This is a genomic window from Hymenobacter tenuis, from assembly GCF_054780495.1.
Genome location: NZ_BAAGWF010000004.1, coordinates 683563 through 700635 on the forward strand (window position 1 = coordinate 683563; position 17073 = coordinate 700635).

A 17073-nucleotide genomic window follows, 5' to 3' on the forward strand; every position below is an offset into this window, starting at 1 on the left:
CTGGCCTAGTACAAACACGTCGCCGCTGTTATCGAGCTGCAGAAAGAAGATGATTTCGCTAGCGCTGGTGCCTAGGTAGGTACTTTGGTGCAACGTGTTGCCAGCCGGATCAAAGCACACAATAAATCCATCCCGCGCTCCGGCCAGCCTCGGTTGCAACGCCCCGGTTACGGTCGGGAAGTCGGAGCTGGTAGTGCCGCCAGCCACGTACAGGCGCCGGTCGGGGGTGAGCTGCACCGAGAAAGCTGCATCGGCGGTGCCGCCGCCCAGATACGTGCTCCAGATGAGCTTATCCAGCAGGCGCGGTAGCTTTACCACCACGGCATCAGACGTGCCCTTTAGCGTGGATTGCAGCGCTTGTGCCGTCGGGAAGTTGGTGCTCTGCGTGACCGAAACCAGGTACACGTTGTTGTCGCCATCGGTTACTACATCGCCCCGAAATTGGTCGCCGTAGTTGTTGATCAGGTTCAAGTTGAGCCCGTCGTTGCCGCCACCTCCCAAAAATGTAGAAGCCACCAGCTGCGAGCCAGTCGTAGTAAGCGTAGCCACAAACAAGTCGGACCCGCTGGAGTATTCCATTACGCCGCCAGAGGCCCCTCCAAACGGATTGATGGTGGGGCCGCCCCGAAAGGTGCCCTGCACTACCCCATTGGTAACGGGGAAGTTGCGCGAGCTGGTAGAGCCCAGAATTACGAGCTCGTCGCGGCCGTTTACCACTAAGCTGTGCGGCGCATCGGTGCCGTTGCCACCCAGGTACGTAGCATACAGCCGCGCCGCCGGTCCGGAGGCTGTGATCTTGTATTTGATGATGGCCACATCTGTAGCGCCAGCAAAGGTGGTCTGGAAGGCACCGATAGAGGCAGGGTAGCCCACGTTGAATGCTATGCCCCCCGAGTACATATTGCCGGCCTCATCATAGGTAGCCGTAAAGCCCCAGTTATCGGCGGTAGAGCCCGTAAACGAGGAAAAAACCACGGTTGGGTCGATGAGCAGGGGTAGGCGCGGATTGTATTCGCCGAGCTTGAACTGCACTACCTGCTTACTGAGCACAAACCGGCAGCTAACCGGCAGCCGCTCGCCGTTGGCGGCAATCTGCCAGGCGCGGGGAGCCTGCTCCGTAATATCTCCTACTGAGGTTTGAATCAGCAGGTGGCCCTCGGGGGTAAGCTGCAGCTGGCGCACGCCCTCATACCGCAGCCGAATGGCAGTTGGCTTAGCGTTAGGCGCGACCATGAAATCATATTCCAGCTGTTGGTCGGCGTTTTCATACACTTTCGCCCCAATGCCCGGATAAATCCCCGAATAATTTACAGTTCGGAAGCCGCGCACGTTGCTAGCCCACTGGCGTTGGTCGGAGCCCTTGAAGTAGTTGCGCACTTCGGAGGTAGGCTCATCAGCGCGTAATTGAGCATTGGCGTTGCCGCCCTCAAACGTCATAGTGTAGGCGTGGCCGTGCAGCTCATTTGATGCTGAGGCCGGGCGGGCAGCGGTGTTGCTTTCCTGAGCGTGCGCATGGGTGCGTAAGTCGGCGGGGTCCAGAAAGCTGTAGGTAAAGCCGGTGCGCGTCAGAAACAGGCGGCCGGCGGCGGGTAGCTCGGCCATATAGTGCGCTTTGGCATCCCACTGGCCTTTGTTTTCCACAAACTCCAGGCTTCGCTCCGGCACTGCGGAAAGAGCCGGGCTTGGCTTGGGAAAGGGGCTAGCGAAACTGCTTATAGAAAGAAATAACGCGAGAGAAAAGAAAGTAAAAAGTCGGGGCATACGCAGGTAGGATACAGCGGTAGTAAGATACAGAATGTGCGCGCAAAACTTGGTCCAGTTCTAAGTGCTAAGGCTTAAAGGTAACCTCTACCTTTGCTCCTGATCTACTAGTCAGGAAAAAGGTTGCTTGTGCGTCGTTCATTTGCTTTTAAGTGCACTGTATTGCTGGTCTTGTGGGTGCTGGTAGCCATTGCCTGCGTCCAGATTCCGGCCTACACCTTCTGGCCTGCCATCTTCGGGGCCCTCACGCTACCGGTGGCCCTAGGGCTTAATTTGGTGGCGGTGGTGTATTGGCTGCTGCGGCGCTGGCCGGTAGCGCTGCTGCCGCTGGCCGTGGCGGTGCTTACGTGGCCGCACTTTCAGCGCGGGCTAGCCCTGCACCCCTTGCGCGTAGCACCTTCTGAAGCCGCTCAGCAAGCCGGTGGTCCCATTGTAAAGGTGCTCTCAGCGAATGTGCGCATCTTCAATGTGTATCCGCAGCTACGCGACGCCGGCCTGAACTCTTCGCGCCAGATGGTGCGCTGGCTGGTCGAGAACCCAGCCGATATTCTCTGTCTGCAGGAGTTTTACAACGAGCCGACTTCTATCCGTACCAAGGATAAGGATGTGTTCCAGACAGTGGATAAGATTGGGCAGAAAGCTGGCCGCCAAGTCTTCCTTTCCAAAACCCTGACCAATAGTGCCGGAGCGGAGTTCGGTATGGCTATTTTCTCGCGCCACCCTATTGTAAACCGCGGTACCATCAGCTTCGGTAAGCTTACCCAGAACCACGCCATGTGGGCCGATGTGCAGCTGCCTTCTCAGGATACGATTCGGGTGTACAGCTTCCATCTGCAAAGCATGAGTCTGGATGAGCAGGATATCGTGGACAGTTACTCCAGTAAGGCGGGCCTGAAGCAAAAAGGACTCGGCTTGCTGCGGCGGTTTAAGCGCGGCGCCATTGCCCGGCATTGGCAAGTTGACACCCTAGTAAACCGCTTCGCCAAATGCCGCTACCCCATTTTGCTCTGTGCCGACCTCAACGATGTGCCCTACAGCTATAGCTACGATCAACTAGCTGACCGCTTTCAAAATGCCTGGGCAGCCGTTGGCAACGGCGTGGGTAGCACCTACAACGGCCGCTTGCCCTTTGTGCGCATCGATAACCAGTTTGCCGGCCCGCACTGGACGGTTTCGGACTTCTGGGTGCACTATGAAATTCCTTATTCCGACCACTTCCCCACCATGGCTACTTACCAGCTCCAAAAGAAGAATACGCCCTAGGTAGTTTAATACCCCAAACCCCAACGCATATACCGCTGAGTGAACTTTATAAACTACGCTCAAAAGCTTTTGTACCTCTTGGCAGTGGTTTTAGACTTAGTTGCGGGAAATTGGAGGGAATTTGGGTTGGTATGTAGCCTTTTTTCGTAGTTGGCTGTTACAACCCGCTACGCGCCGGACCCTCTGGCCACAGGTTATAAAATCTGTGCATTCCACTTACTCTGCAAATTCTGCGGTTACTTTTGTACCCATGCAGCACCCCCTATCGCTCTACAATACCCTCACCCGTCGGAAAGCCCCGTTTGAACCCCTGCACGCCCCTTTTGTAGGAGTGTATTTGTGCGGACCAACGGTGTATAACGAAGCCCATATTGGCAATGCCCGCGGTCCGGTGGTGTTTGATGTGCTGACGCGCTACCTGCGCTGCTTAGGCTACACCGTGCGCTACGTGCGCAACATTACCGATGTAGGCCACTTGGAGGGCGACGCCGACGAAGGCGAAGACAAAATCGGGAAGATTGCCCGCGCCCGCCAAGTAGAGCCCATGCAAGTGGCCGAAGGCTATACCAATCTCTACCAAACCCACGTGGAGGCCCTGGGCTGCTTACCACCTGATATCACGCCCCGCGCCAGCGGCCATATCATAGAGCAGATTCAGATGATTGAGGAAATCATCGGGAATGGGTTTGCCTATGAGTCCAACGGCTCGGTATACTTTGATGTGCCTGCGTACAACGCTGCTGGGCGCGGCTACGGCAAGCTCTCTAACCGCGTGGTAGAAGAGCTGCTGGCCGGCTCCCGCGACAACCTAGCGGGCCAAGAAGAAAAGCGCAGCCCCCTGGATTTTGCTCTCTGGAAAAAGGCCGATGAGCGCCACCTCATGCGCTGGCCTTCACCTTGGAGCGACGGTTTCCCCGGCTGGCACCTAGAGTGCTCGGCCATGAGCCGCAAATACCTTGGCGCCGAGTTCGATATTCATGGCGGCGGCCTAGACCTGATGTTTCCGCACCATGAGTGCGAAATTGCCCAGAGCCAGGCCTGCAACCACCCTACCAATGAGGCTCAGGTGTGGATGCACAACAACATGATTACGGTGAACGGCCAGAAGATGAGCAAGTCGCTCGGCAACTTCATCACTATCAGCCAGCTGTTTGAGGGCTCCAATAACACGCTGGCCCAGGCCTACTCGCCCATGACGGCCCGGTTCTTCCTGCTCCAGGCGCACTACCGCAGCACCGTTGACATCACGGACGAAGGCTTGCAGGCCGCCCGCAAAGGGTACCGTAAGCTGATGAATGGCTTGCGCCTGCTCGAGAAGCTCAACGATGCCAGCTTGTCGCGAGACGTTATCATGAGCCGCACTGTGCTACCGATAACGGAAGGCCAGGCGCCTGATACCAACAAAGGCGATGAAGAACTGCGCAAGCTGGTGGCTGACTGCTTTGCCGGCCTGAACGATGACCTAAACACAGCTCGTGCTATTGCCAGCCTGTTTAATCTGCTGCGCAAGCTCAACGGCTTTGCGGCCAACCCCACCACGCTTTCTACTGTGAGTGCAGCTGCGTTGCAGGAAGCCACTCAAGCCTACCAAACGCTGGTGCAGGATGTGCTAGGCCTTGCAGACGAGCCCCGCGCCAGCGCCGAAGACCTGCTGCGCCTGACCTTGGAGTTCTACCAGGAAGCCAAAGTCACGAAAGCGTATGATAAAGTAGACCAGATTCGGGCTGCACTCAAGGAGCAAGGCATTGTGGTGAAAGACACCAAGGCCGGCGTTGATTGGGCGTACAGTGAAGAGTAACCGAAAACCCGAAACGGGCGTTTCGGGCTGCCACCAGCCTAGTGGCTCTTTCTTGCCAAAGCCTTTCTTTGAGTAGCGAAGCTGGAGCTTCACGCTTATATCTGCAACTTGCCCTCATGACCACGCTCTTTCGCTTTGCCCCAGCCGCTTTGTCGGCGCTATTATTTCTTACGGCCTGCCCTTCTAAAAAAGACGCATCGGAAGCCGAAACTGAGGTAGCCGAGGAGGCTGCATTGCCCAAAGCGCCGGCCTTCAATGCCGATTCAGCCTACGCCTTCACGGCCAAGCAGGTAGCGTTTGGCCCGCGGGTGCCCAACACCAAAGCCCACGTGCAAACCGGCGACTGGATCATCAAGAAGTTTCGGGATGCCGGCCTGACGGTGAAGGAGCAGCCGTTTGAGGCCATGGCGTTTGATGGCAAAATGCTGAAGTCGCGCAACATTATTGCCCAGTACATGCCGCAGGCGCCGCGCCGTGTGGCAGTTTTTGCCCACTGGGATACCCGCCCGTTTGCCGACAAAGACCAGGCCCGCAAAAACGAGCCGCTCGATGGTGCTTCTGACGGCGCCAGTGGCGTGGCTATTGCCCTAGAAATGGCGCGCGTATTGGCCGCTCAGCCCGATAGCCTGGCCCCCGGCGTGGGCGTCGACTTCATTCTCTTCGACTCCGAAGATTATGGCTACGATGGCAGCACCCAAAGCGAAAAGAAAAATCTGCTGGGCAACAAGGAAAGCTGGTGCCTGGGCTCCCAGTATTGGTCTAAGAACTTGGTGCCCGCGAATTATAAGCCCAACTATGGCATTCTGCTGGATATGGTAGGGGCCAAAGGAGCCAAGTTCAGCCGCGAAGAGCTGTCACGCCAGAACGCCCGCGACGTGGTAGAGAAAGTGTGGAATACAGCTTCGGCACTGGGTTTCTCTGATTACTTCCTGTATCAGGATGGTACCGGCATCACCGATGACCATGTGTTCACGAACCAAGCCGGCGTTCGCACCATTGATATCATTGATTTTCTGCCGAACGGTGAGTTTCAGCCCTATCACCACACCACCCAGGACAACATGAACATCATCGACCGGCGCACGCTCAAAGCCGTGGGCCAGACGGTGCTTACCACCATCTACGGCGAGTAAATTACTAGGCATTAAAACATAAGAAAGCCCCGGTAGCCTATGTTGCCGGGGCTTTCCTGCTTCTAATCAGTTGCTAGTGAAGTAGCTTATAGTACACCACCGTGGCATATAGCGCGCCGCTGGCCACGCGCGCATATTCTGGGATGGCGCCCGCGGCTGTGTAGCCGAGGCCCTGATACAGCAGCTCCGATGAGGCGCCCTCCAGCGTGTCGAGCACCAACGTAGTGCGCTGGTGCTGTTGGGCTAGTTCTTCCACGGCGTGCATAAGCTGGCGGCCTACTCCTTGGCGTTGCGCTGTGCTGTGTACCAGTACTTTTGCTACTTCTGCCCGATGCGCCGCGTTGGCCTTCGTGGCCAGATGCAGCTGTGCGGTGCCTACCACGTCACTTTCTTTCTCCGCAACCAGCAGGAGTACTTCCTGCGAAGGCAATGCCGCCGCTATGCCCCGCCAATACTGCCTAGCTTCTTCCGGTGCTAAAGGTGGCAGAAACCCTACGGAAGCGCCGGAGTCAACGGCATCTCGCAGCAGTTCGCATAAGCTGTCGAGGTACTGCGGAAAGTGCTGGGGCGAAACGGGGCGGATGGTAACCGACATAGTGGAGGCAATCGAATTAGATATAGGAAAGCGCGGTGCCCTGCTCCTGCACTACTAAGCGCGCCATGCGGCCAACAATAAGCGCCTGATTGTCGGGCTCGTGGCCGACGGGGAAGCCGTGGGCAATCGGGAAACCATAGGCGCCTGCGTACTGATTGATGATTTCGTGGGGCGTTTGGCCGTAGGGCACGGCGTTGTCCTGGGGGTTGGTGAAGTGCCCCACTACTAGGCCTGCCAGGTGCCGCAACTTGCCGGTCCGGTTCAGGTGCACCAGCATCCGGTCAATGGCGTAGAGGTACTCATCGATATCTTCCAGAAACAGAATGCGCCCGGCCGTGGAAGCATCGGAAGCGGTGCCCGTGAGGGTTTGCAGCATGCTCAGGTTGCCGCCCACCAACTCGCCGGTGGCGGTACCCAGAATATTTAACTGATGAGCCGGCGCGGTATAACGAACTGGCTCACCGAACAGCGCCCGCCGCAAACTTTCCAGCGACTCCTGCCCGCCTTCCTGATGAAACAGCAGCGGCATGACGCCATGAATGCTTTGGTGCCCCAGGTTCAGCAGGTGGCTGTTAAGGGCCGTGATATCGGAGAAGCCCGCTACCCACTTGGGCGCCTGCGCATACCTAGTAAAATCAAGGCTATCGATGATGCGGGTGGTGCCATAGCCGCCGCGGGCGCACAAAATGGCCCGGATACTGGGGTCGTCGAGCTGCTGCTGCAAATCCTGGCGGCGCACCTCATCGGCCCCGCCAAACTGATGATAGCCCACGTTGGTACTAGCCCCCAGCACTACCTGAAGCCCCCAGCTTTCCAGCGTGGCAATGGCCGCGGCCAGTTCCTCGTGCGAGGCTTTGCGTGCGGGGCAGACAATGGCAACCCGGTCGCCGGGCCGTAAGGGGGGAGGGGCAGTAGTGGGCATACGCAAGGGCGAAGAGCAGATGCACAAACATAGCAAGCTGCTTGCGTTCTGTGACTAAGTGCCGAAAACTAGTCCGAACTTTGCGGAGAGGTGATGCCCGTACCTTTTTGTGTTTTCTGAGTTGATGCTGCTTGTGCGCTTTTTTATTTTACTACTGACGCTAGGTCTGGGCCTGCTGCCAACTCGGTTGCAGGCCCAGGCCGCGCCCGATACTACCCGGGGTCGCTACCACAAGCCCATGTTCCGGCAAGTGACGGTGCAACGTGGGGTGGAGTTTGCTCAGGTAACCAGCCTGCTGGGCTTGCCCCAAACCTTGTATATGGATGTGTACCAGCCCACCGGCGACACCGTGCGGCGGCGCCCGGTAGTAGTGCTGGCTCACGAAGGTGGCTTCCTGACCGGCACCCGCGACGATGCCGTCATGACGGCGCTGTGCACGCGGCTGGCCAAGCTTGGCTATGTTGCGGCTACCATTGATTATCGGTTGTATTTCTTTCCCTTTGATACCGTAGGCATCGGCCGAGCCGCCATCCGGGCCACTCAGGATATGCGGGCGGCGGTGCGCTTTTTTCGGCATGATGCCGCCAAGGCCAAGCGTTTTCGGGTGCACCCAGGCTTCGTATTTGTGGGCGGGTCTTCAGCCGGCGGCTTTATGGCCCTGCAAGCTGGCTACCTCAATAAAGCGTCTGAAGTGCCCTCTTACTTAGGGCTAGCTGACCTGGGCGGCCTGGAAGGCAGCGGCGGACACGCCGGGTACAGCAGCCGTCCGCGGGGCGTAATTAACCTCTGCGGCGCGCTGGCCAGCGCCACCTGGCTAGAAAAAGGCGATGTACCCTTGTGCAGCGTACACGGCACCCGCGACGGGCTGGTGCCCTATGGGCGCGGCACCGTGGGCTCGGCGCTGCCACCGCAACTAGTGTACGGCAGCGGTGCGTTGCGCACGCGTGCTAATGCTGTGGGCGTGCCCAACGTACTGCGCAGTTTCCGGGGCGCGGGCCACGTGCCGTATTCATTTGAAGCTACTTATATAGACTCCGCATTTTTTGTAATGCGTGACTTTCTGCGGCCGCTTCTGGGGAATGATGCCCCCGGGCCGTTGCTGGCCGCCGCGCTTAATCCACGGCGCGTGGCGCAGGTTACGGCCTTCCTATTGCCTAGGCGTGTAGGGCTTGCCGTGCAGCCGCCAAGCCCAGCGCTCAGCTGGCAACCCGACGTATTGAAAGCCCTTCCTGATTCAGCAGGAGTCCCATCGTTGCCAGCGCTACCGGCTACCCAGGCTGCCACGGAGCCGCCAGCCTCAGCGCCCACTACTACTGCAAGTCCGTACTAGCCCGCTTGAAACTCAAAACCCTCTGCAGCACGTGCTGCAGAGGGCTTTTATAGTAACGCTAGGGTAGTAAACGGCTTACGCTGCTTCTTCTGAGTATTCGTTGGCACTTACTGGGCGCACATTGCCCGTGCGCACCAGAAACGCACCGTATTTGCGCAGTACCTCCCGATGGCGCAGCAGATGCGCCAGCGCCACATAGCCTACCACGTACCCATCCTCATCGGCTTCCTCCGAAATTTCGCTGAAGTCAAGCAGGTCAATTAGGCGGTCTTCGTCGGTGCGCAGGTAAATTTCGACCTCCAGGTCGGTGAGGGCCGAAGATCCGGGTAGCGGCCCCGATGCCGAAGCAAAATCGGCATCGATGCTGACAGCTGCCGCGCCCATTTGCGGGGCGAGCTGGGGCATTATCAGGGCCGTAATGCGGCCGTCGGGCAGGCGCTGAATGCTGGCTTCCAGCTCAATTTGGCAGCCGTAGCTAGCCGCAAAGGCAATATCAACGGGCTGCAGGTTTTCAATGCTGCTCTGAAACACATGCTCGGGTTGCAGGTAGGTTCCGAAGGTGCGGGCAGCTAGTAAAGCGGCTTCAGAGGTCAGATCGAAAAGGAGCTGCCGGCGCTCAGAGGCCGGAGTAGCCGGCTTTTTGCGCTTAGCCAAGGCGTTGAAATCAGAAGAAAATGCGGGTAACGGCGCAGCGCTAGTGGACATAGGTCTGGACGTAAAATCGTTCGAGGAAATGCGTGATTTGAGCAGTTTCAATCAGAAAGCCGTCGTGGCCATATTCTGACTCCATTTCAGCGTATTGCGCCCCCCGGATGTAGCGGGCGAGCTGCTGCTGCTCAGAAGTCGGGAACAGTATATCAGAAGTTATGCCAAGTACCAGGGTTCGGGCCCTAATGCGCCCTAGGGCTGCTTTTACACTGCCGCGGCCCCGGCCCACGTGGTGGCTGTCCATGGCCCGCGACAGGGCTACGTAGCTGTGGGCATTAAAGCGCGCCACCAGCTTATCACCCTGGTAACGCTGATAAGAGCTGGCCAGAAAATCGTCCAGCTTCTCGTCGTCGGTTTCGGTTTGGGTGCGGCCATAGGCGTGGTGGCTGCGGTAACTGAGCAGCGCCGTGGCCCGGGCTGCCCGCAACCCCGCCGCGCCACCATCCGGCGTGGCCGTGTGGTAGGTTGGGTCGGCGAAGATGGCTAGGCGCTGGGCTTCATTGAAGGCAATGCCCCAGGCCGAGTGCCGGGCGTTGGTAGCCAGCAGCACTAGGTTCTCAAACAAGGCCGGCCGCTGCACCGCCCACTCCACTGCCTGCTGCCCACCCAAAGAGCCGCCAATCAGGGTATGGATAGACGGTAGGGCAAGGTGCTCACGCAAGGCCTCATGGGCAGCTACCATATCCCGGATGGTCAGGAGCGGAAACGCTTGATATGGTGCTTGCTCCGTGTCGGCATCAGCATCAGCAGAGGCTGGACCGGTTGTGCCGTAGCAGGAGCCTAGTACATTGGCGCACACAATAAACCAGTCGGCGGGGTCGAAATAACAGCCCGGTCCTACTAGCCCCGGCCACCAGCTCAGCACATCAGAGTTAGCCGTGAGGGCATGGCACACCCATAGCACATTGTCGCGGGAGGCATTTAGGCGCCCGTAGGTATGGTAGGTTACGTTCACCTGAGGCAATATGGCGCCGCTTTCCAGCCGAAGTGGCCTAGGCAAACGAAACAGGTGTGGTTCTTCTTCGGAAGGCATGGTACTAGGGCAATTTCAAAGTCAATAGCCTGCGGGCGGAGCCGATTCTGCCCGGCTCCGCCCCGGCTGTAGTGCGGGCGGCGTTGGTCCTCGGCTTCCTCTCTCCTGAAAGCCCAGGCACCAGCCCGCGCGCTGCGTTGCTGGAAGCTGATCCGAGCCGCTCTCTCACCTGCGGCCCGGCATCAACCCCTCTCAAGTATCAGACTTCCAGCGTGGCAACGTGTTCGGTTTCGGGTTCGGGTAGGAGGGTGCTGCCACTCTCCCCAGAAGGAATGGTAGCTGCCGTGCGCACGGCGTCAAACGCTAGGGTCAAATCAGCCCGAATGTCTTCGAAGTGCTCTGTGCCCAACGACAGGCGCAGCAACGTGGGCGTTACGCCGGCCGCCCGCTGCTCTGCCTCGGAAAGCTGCTGGTGCGTGGTAGCCGAGGGCTGAATAATCAGCGTTTTAGAATCGCCAACGTTGGCCAGGTGGCTGATTAGCTTCAGGTTATCAATGAACTGTATAGCGGTTTCCTTGGTGCCTTTGATGGCGAAGGTGAGCACGCCGCCGTAGCCGCGCTTCAGGTACTTCTGGGCCAGCGTGTGGTACGGGCTGCTCTTCAGGCCGGGGTAGTTCACGGCTTCTACCTGCGGATGTTGCTCTAGCCAAGTAGCAATGCGCAGGGCATTTTCCACGGTGCGGTCTACGCGCAAACTCAGCGTTTCGAGGCCTTGCAGCAACAGGAAAGAGTTGAACGGGCTCTGCGAGGGGCCAAAATCGCGCAGGCCTTCTACCCGGGCCCGAATGATGAAAGCAATGTTGCCGAATGGGCCACCTTTGCCGAACACCTCATTAAATACGAGGCCGTGGTAGCCCTCCGAGGGCTCCGTGAATTGCGGGAACTTGCCGTTGCCGAAGTCATATTTGCCACCGTCTACAATCACGCCGCCAATGCTGGTGCCGTGGCCACCAATCCACTTCGTGGCCGACTCAACCACAATGTGCGCGCCGTGCTCCAGTGGCCGGAACAGGTAGCCGCCGGCCCCAAACGTATTGTCCACAATGAGTGGCAGATCGTGCTTATTGGCAATGGCGGCAATGCGCTCAAAATCCGGGATACTGAAGCTTGGGTTACCAATGGTTTCGAGGTAAAGCGCCTTGGTATTTTCGTCGATCAGGGCTTCAAATTCGCTAGGCTGGTCGCCGTTGGCAAAGCGCACCTCAATGCCCAACCGCTTGAACGCCACCTTGAATTGGTTGTAAGTGCCGCCATACAAGTGCGTAGTGCTCACGAAGTTGTCGCCGGCCTGCAGAATGTTGTTGAGGGCAATAAACTGCGCCGCCTGCCCCGAGGAAACCGCCAGTGCCGCTACGCCACCTTCCAGCGCGGCTATGCGCTGCTCGAACACGTCGGTGGTGGGGTTCATCAGGCGGGTGTAGATGTTGCCGAACTCCTTCAGGGCAAACAGGTTAGCGCCGTGCTCGGCATTCTTGAACACATAGCTGGTCGTCTGATAAATCGGAACCGCGCGGGACCCGGTTACGGGGTCGGGCTGCTGGCCGGCGTGGAGTTGGAGGGTCTCGAAGTGAGCGTTCTGCGTGGACATAGCAAGGCTGGTTAGCAGGAAGTTGGATATGAAGGAAGGGAGCGTAAACCGCTACAGTGGGGGCTACGCAAGGGCGTAGCAGGAGCCGGGCTGAAGTCAGCAACCTGTGAGGGCGAGCTGAGCAAACAGACGAGCCAGGCGACGCTGCCTAGGCAGCACCAAGGGCCAAAGCCCAGGAAACAGGGGAGGGGAGAAGCTGGGCCGCCGGGCGTGGGCTAGCTACAGCAACAACAAGCGCCGCTACAGCAGCGCATTCGCATTCGCCAAGCAGCGTGGGCGGCTACAGCAGCCCTAGAAACGCAGGAAAGCGGCTGGGCAGTAAGCAACAAAGCAGACTGGGCAGCAGCGGAAGGAAGGGCGAAAGCGAAGGTGTTTTCCATGGCACTCTGAGTTATATGCCCCGCCGCCGAATGGCTGGTCGGGCAGGAATTGGCACCTTTCGCGCGGTCGAAGGTTGCCAGTGGGTCAGGGAGCCTGTTCTCTCGCCACTTCTGTATAAATCTTTGAAAACTGCCCCGCCGCGAGCGGGAGAGTACCTAGTTGGTATTGCAAAGGTATACGCCTAGTTTCGATATATGCAATAGCTAGTGAAAATAATTTTTAATCAGCCGATACTGCTAATATGCTTATGCTGCGTTAAGATGAGTAGTCGTCAACTTGTTGATTGGCAAGCACTAATAGATGCAGGCAACAAGCTGTATTTTCTGCTCCTGTTGAGCAGAGGGTACACTTTAGGCAACAGTGAGCCCTAGTCTCTGTGGGCCATACCACCATCCGAAACACATTACAGGGAATTTTAGAAACACAGAAAAGCCACCTTGTAAGAGGTGGCTTTTTTGGATATTTCGAAGCTAGAGAAATGCTAGAGCTTGGGCAGCGTCAGTACCTGTCCTACTTCAATTAGGTCGGGATTCGAGCCGATAACGCTTTTGTTGGCGTCATAAATCTGGTGCCACTTGGCCGCGTCGCCGTAATGGCGCTTGGCAATTTTCGAAAGCGAGTCGCCGCTTACTACGGTATAGGTATCGCCCTGAGTAGTAGTAGCTGCAGCCTGGTTGGCGTTGCCAAAAAAATCGGTGGCACCACCCGCTGCCGGAGGAGTAGTAGGCTGAACAGGCTTCTTATCGCCGTCGTTAGAAAGGAAATCAAACAGTCCCATAGCAGTAAGTCAGTTTAGTTGTGAGAGGGGAATTGACCGAGAATCAGCACGATGCACTGGTCTGGTTTGCCTCTCTTACGCTTGATAATGCAATAAGTTGTAGCCGGACTGTAGCGCGAACATCTTGGGGAATGCTGCCGTAAGAGTGGCAATGCTGCCCTAGCAGCCTGGTTATCCAGGAGGCTGAGCAGAGACATAAAATCTACTCTCTCATCTAACCATTCTCCCCATGAAAACCCCCTCTTCCTCTTTTCGCTTGCTAGCTAGCCTGCTTATGCTGCTAGTACTTTTCACGGCTGCTTGTGGCAGCAAAGAAGGTAAAGTAGAAGGCGTTAATATGCTTTACGGTAAGGAAAGCAAAGTATGGAAAACCGATAAAGAACTCAGCGCTTCCGGCGACAAAGTAAAACAGACCGATGCCCAGGAAGATGAGCGCATCACGTTCTTCGCGAACCAGCAGTACACCATGATGTCGCCAACCGGAGCAGTGAACGGTAAGTACACCTTTGATCAGGCGGCCAAGAAAATCACGATGACGCCCGACGGTGCTACCCAAAGCAACACCTTTGATGTAGTAACCCTGACCGACGACAAGCTGACCCTAAAAAGCCCCCAAGGTGCGGAGTTGCGCCTAGAAAAGGAATAAACCAAGTTTTTTCCTAATTAGAAAAGCCCTTTTGTACTATGCAAAAGGGCTTTTTTTATGGCTATAGGTGAACAGTAAGTACTGTCGAGGCATAAAATATTGTACAGTGATGATTGGACAATTTTGATTTCATGTCGGTTAGGGGCGGGTAGTGCAGATCACTGGCTAGCACGTTATAACTCCCACTAAACCTGGTATATAAAGTCCCAGACGTTGTTTACACGCCTTATTGTTCTGCTGCTTTTGTGGAGCAGCTTCAACAGCCAAGCCCAGACGACGACGACCGTCGTCAGTTACGATTTCAACAGCGGCACCAGCTTCAGCAGCATCTCGCCGACAGTGGCTACCGACGTCACTAGCTCCGTTTCCTCAACCGAGCCCTTCGTTACGTTCACGGGCACTACCACTGGTTCAAGCGCCTTCACGGCGGGCACCGCTGGCCTGGCACTAGGTATGAACAACTCAGCCGGCACGAATACCCGGTATCTTGAATTTGTGCTTGGCGGAGCTAATCTGCCCAGCTACTTTGGCTATAAGCTTTATTACCAGCAGTACCACCCGTCCACGGGTGCCAGTACTATTACAGTGGCTTTCAGTGGTGATGGTGGGCGCACGTTTGAAACCGCAACACCCATAACCACTGGCAGCGGAATCTGGACCGAGCACCTGATTGACCTTTCAAGCCAAAGCAGCCTCCACAACAAAGCAGCGGTTGTGGTACGGCTACTAGTAAGTGGCGCGTCTGGCGTTGGCCCAGTTCGTATTGATAATTTTCAGGTGCAGGCTACTTCTCTGCTCAACCCCAAGCCCACACTTACAGCATTGGCGCCATCTAGTATAGCTGCCGGCAGCGGTGGGTTTACGTTGGCTGTTACGGGCAGTGGCTTCGGGGCAGGCAGCGTAGTGCGATTTAATGGCACAGAGCTGATTACTACAGTAGTAAGTGCTACGCAGCTTAGTGCCAGTGTGCCAGCTAGTGCGGTAGCAGCGGCTGGCTCGTTTCCCGTCACGGTGTTCAACCCTGCGCCGGGCGGCGGCAGCTCCGAGAGCCGTACGTTCACGGTTACGCCAGTGGTACGTTGGGATGGTGGCGCCGGCACGAGCAGTTGGTTTGACGCACAAAACTGGGACAAAGATGCCCTGCCTACCTCCAACGATGATGTACTGCTGGACCATACCAGCGTAGTCAAAAGCTATGCGGTGGTACTAGCGCCCGGCATAGCCGCTTCTGCCGTGGGTACACCTGCCGTTACGGTTCGCTCGTTGCGCGTAAACCCGGGGGCCGGCGACTCCATCTTCTTTGAAATTCCAGCCCTTAATACCAGCACTACGCCTCTCACGCTCACGCGCAGTGGCGCTACCGAAGTTGCACTGGCCATCCATGATAAAGGCGTGGTTACCAACTCCAGCGACCAGGGTGTTATTACCATTGAGAGCACCAGCCAGGTGTTTTATATCTACAATGGTGGCACCTATCGGCACTATACTGACCGGCCGCATGCCGCCTTGGTACAGACGCTGGCTACCACAGTTGGCACCGAGGCCGGCACTTGGGAGTTTCGAGCCAAAAACCAGGCTAGTGCCACGCCGTCGTTGGCCGGCCGCACCTATCCGAACTTGGTGTTCCGCAACCGCCCGGGTCAGCCCTATACTTCCTATGGCGGAAGCGGGGCCAATCCGCTGACGATTCGGGGCAACTTAATTGTAGGGTCTGCCGTGACGTTTGCCCCTGATTTAAACAGTGAGTTGCGGGTAGCCGGCGACATTATAGTGCGAGGCAATTTTCGGTTTCAGCCCAGCCAAACAACTGCCGCAAAGTTGGTATTAAACGGCAGTAAGCCCCAACGCATCAGCGGCACCGCTTGGGGTAGCCCTACCAGTTCCAGCTATTTGGGGCCTAGCGTGCCGTTGCAGATCAACAACACCAGCACCGATGGCGTGACGCTCGCCACTCCTGTCACCGTCAACAATATACTGCAACTGACCAGCGGCCGGCTCAATACCGACGCCACCGCTCTACTGACGCTGCTAAACCAGCCTACGGGCGGCTCCGATAACAGCTTTGTAAGTGGGCCGGTAGCGCGGCAGACCAGTGGTGCGGCCAGCCTCACGTTTCCACTAGGCCGCCTGGATGCGCAAGGCCATACGTTCCGCCCCCTGACACTCAACATTAGCAGTCTGAGCCGCGCTACCACGTTTGTGGCCACCCAAACCGAAGGTGGCTTCGCTGCTCAGCCGCTGGGTGCCGGCCTGAAGCGCATTAACAGCACGCGCTATTTCACCATCACGGCGGAGCCCGCCCTTACCGGCTCCGAAAATTTTGCCGCCACCGTCACGCTTAGCTTCGGGCCCGATGACAAAGTCACGAATCCGGAGGCAAGCACGCTGGTAGTGGCCCGGTACAACGGCACCGAATGGATTAGCGGCGGCCGCAGCAGCTACACCAGCGCCACCACTACGGATGCGTACGTATCGGGCACGCTCACCTCAGCCCCGGTATCGGCGCTTGGAGCCTTCACCCTCGGCAGTACCGACATTTCCGGCAGCCAGAACCCGCTGCCCGTAACCCTGCTCGGTTTCCGGGCTGAGCGCCAAAATGAAGGTGTGCGCCTGCACTGGACCACTGCCACGGAGCTAGCCAATGCCTATTTCCAGGTGCAGCGCAGCACCGATGGCCAGCACTTTGCCACCCTAACCACCCTAGCAGGACAGGGCACCAGTCAGACGGCGCACACCTATGCATGGTACGATGGCCTAGTACCAAGCGGGGCGCTGTACTATCGCCTGCGCCAGGTAGATGCCGATGGCACCAGCAACTTCTCTTCGGTGGTAGTGTTGCGCGCGGCCCCTGAGGCCATTACAGTGTATCCTAATCCGGTGCAAGGTCAGCTCGCTTTTCAAACGTCTGTGGCCAACGTGCCTTACCGGGTAGTGAACCTGTTCGGGCAAACCCTGCTGGATGGCAAGACAAGTGCGGGGGCCAATACGGTGGAGGTGCACCATCTGCCGGCGGGCGCCTACTATCTGCTGGTTCATGGAGCAGGCAAACCCGAGAGAAGCAAGTTTTATAAGCAGTAACCCGCCCCGCTTAAAAGCGAAATAGAGCATACCCTATATAAGCTGTACAGTTATGCCTA

13 protein-coding genes and 1 riboswitch are annotated in these 17073 nt (G+C 57.4%); of the genes, 6 read left to right on the forward strand and 7 right to left on the reverse strand.

Going from position 1 to position 17073, the window contains the following annotated elements; translation table 11 throughout:
- Positions 1-1641, reverse strand: a 1641-nt coding sequence (locus tag ACYVGU_RS16470) for a DUF7948 domain-containing protein (RefSeq protein ID WP_460622957.1), incomplete at its 3' end; no start/stop codon positions are given.
- A gap of 249 nt (positions 1642-1890) precedes the next feature.
- On the opposite strand from ACYVGU_RS16470, the gene ACYVGU_RS16475 reads away from it, so the two are divergent.
- From ACYVGU_RS16475 to ACYVGU_RS16485, 3 genes are all read left to right on the forward strand, one after another.
- Positions 1891-3024: an endonuclease/exonuclease/phosphatase family protein gene (locus ACYVGU_RS16475; protein ID WP_460622958.1), complete on the forward strand. Its 1134-nt coding sequence runs from the start codon at positions 1891-1893 to the stop codon at positions 3022-3024.
- 250 nt (positions 3025-3274) lie between these two features.
- Entirely contained in the window at positions 3275-4822 is a 1548-nt protein-coding gene (cysS, locus tag ACYVGU_RS16480; RefSeq protein WP_460622959.1) for a cysteine--tRNA ligase, read from the forward strand.
- A gap of 116 nt (positions 4823-4938) precedes the next feature.
- Entirely contained in the window at positions 4939-5955 is a 1017-nt protein-coding gene (locus ACYVGU_RS16485) for a zinc-binding metallopeptidase family protein (RefSeq protein ID WP_460622960.1), read from the forward strand.
- 73 nt (positions 5956-6028) lie between these two features.
- Here ACYVGU_RS16485 and ACYVGU_RS16490 read toward each other — a convergent pair whose 3' ends face one another.
- Both ACYVGU_RS16490 and ACYVGU_RS16495 read right to left on the reverse strand, forming a co-directional pair.
- On the reverse strand, positions 6029-6550 hold the full coding sequence (locus ACYVGU_RS16490; RefSeq protein WP_460622961.1) for a GNAT family N-acetyltransferase: 522 nt from the start codon (positions 6548-6550) through the stop codon (positions 6029-6031).
- A 16-nt stretch (positions 6551-6566) separates the two neighbouring features.
- The gene (locus tag ACYVGU_RS16495; protein ID WP_460622962.1) at positions 6567-7472 is read right to left on the reverse strand and encodes a S66 peptidase family protein; all 906 of its coding nucleotides are present in this window, start codon (positions 7470-7472) and stop codon (positions 6567-6569) included.
- A gap of 133 nt (positions 7473-7605) precedes the next feature.
- On the opposite strand from ACYVGU_RS16495, the gene ACYVGU_RS16500 reads away from it, so the two are divergent.
- Positions 7606-8802, forward strand: coding sequence for an alpha/beta hydrolase (locus ACYVGU_RS16500; RefSeq protein ID WP_460622963.1), 1197 nt, complete (start codon positions 7606-7608; stop codon positions 8800-8802).
- Between the two features lie 75 nt (positions 8803-8877).
- On the opposite strand, the gene ACYVGU_RS16505 is transcribed toward ACYVGU_RS16500, so the two are convergent.
- The 4 genes from ACYVGU_RS16505 to ACYVGU_RS16520 form a co-directional block, all read right to left on the reverse strand.
- Positions 8878-9507, reverse strand: a complete 630-nt coding sequence (locus ACYVGU_RS16505; RefSeq protein ID WP_460622964.1) for a hypothetical protein — start codon at positions 9505-9507, stop codon at positions 8878-8880.
- Positions 9497-10543, reverse strand: coding sequence for a homoserine O-acetyltransferase family protein (gene metX, locus ACYVGU_RS16510; protein ID WP_460622965.1), 1047 nt, complete (start codon positions 10541-10543; stop codon positions 9497-9499). Before metX ends, ACYVGU_RS16505 begins: the two co-directional genes overlap by 11 nt.
- Positions 10544-10742: 199 nt before the next feature.
- Complete coding sequence (locus ACYVGU_RS16515) at positions 10743-12131, reverse strand: O-acetylhomoserine aminocarboxypropyltransferase/cysteine synthase family protein (RefSeq protein WP_460613735.1); 1389 nt, start codon at positions 12129-12131, stop codon at positions 10743-10745.
- 388 nt (positions 12132-12519) lie between these two features.
- Positions 12520-12633: riboswitch (SAM riboswitch) on the reverse strand.
- 360 nt (positions 12634-12993) lie between these two features.
- Entirely contained in the window at positions 12994-13290 is a 297-nt protein-coding gene (locus tag ACYVGU_RS16520; RefSeq protein WP_460613736.1) for a LysM peptidoglycan-binding domain-containing protein, read from the reverse strand.
- Positions 13291-13519: 229 nt separating this feature from the next.
- Between ACYVGU_RS16520 and ACYVGU_RS16525 the strand changes: the two genes are divergently transcribed.
- Positions 13520-13936, forward strand: a complete 417-nt coding sequence (locus tag ACYVGU_RS16525; RefSeq protein ID WP_460622966.1) for a lipocalin family protein — start codon at positions 13520-13522, stop codon at positions 13934-13936.
- 213 nt (positions 13937-14149) lie between these two features.
- Complete coding sequence (locus tag ACYVGU_RS16530; protein ID WP_460622967.1) at positions 14150-17014, forward strand: T9SS type A sorting domain-containing protein; 2865 nt, start codon at positions 14150-14152, stop codon at positions 17012-17014.
- The last annotated feature ends 59 nt before the right edge of the window (positions 17015-17073 follow it).